Genomic DNA, 638 nt, shown 5'->3' on the forward strand with positions numbered 1-638 from the left:
GCGTCGGAGTCGACGCTCGCCGCCACCGCGGCACGCGTGGTGAGCAGCAGCCACGGCGTCATCGACACCGTCAACGCGATCCACGGCAGGACGCCGTGCCGCAGCACGCCGTCGACCGTGTAGTCGGCGCCCGGCGCGGCGGCACCGGAGGCCGGCAGCCACCGCAGGCCGACGGCCACCACGACCACCAGGGCCAGCGACACCACGAACGGGGGGACGGCGGCGAACGTCACCGAGAACCCGGTGGCCAGCCGGTCGACCGGTCCACCCCGGCGCATCCCGGCCAGACACCCCAGCAGCAGCGCCAGCACGGTCGCGGTCAGCAGCGCCGCACCCGACAACGCCAACGTGAACGGCATCCGTTCGGCCAGCACGGTCAGGACCGGTTGCGACTGGGTCGACGACCAGCCGAGGTCGCCGCCGGCGAGACCGCCGACCCAGTGCCACCACGCGTGGTACCAGGGCTGGTCGGTGTCGTAGGCCGCGCGCATGGCGTCGCGCTGGGACTGGGTGGCGAACTGGTAGTTGCCGCCCAGATACGCCGCCAGCGGGTCGAACGGGGACAGCGACGCGACGGCGAAGATCGCCGCCGAGATCGCCGCCGTCAGCGGCACGGCGATCGCGGTCCGCACCGCCAG

Annotated in this window: 1 protein-coding gene; it reads right to left on the minus strand. The window is 74.0% G+C overall.

Annotated elements, in window-relative coordinates; all coding sequences use genetic code 11:
* The coding region (locus ASJ79_RS25255; protein ID WP_231751029.1) for an ABC transporter permease at positions 1 to 638 on the minus strand (638 nt) is incomplete at both ends.

Origin of the sequence: Mycobacterium sp. NAZ190054, from assembly GCF_001545925.1 — a bacterium.
GTDB lineage: Bacteria > Actinomycetota > Actinomycetes > Mycobacteriales > Mycobacteriaceae > Mycobacterium.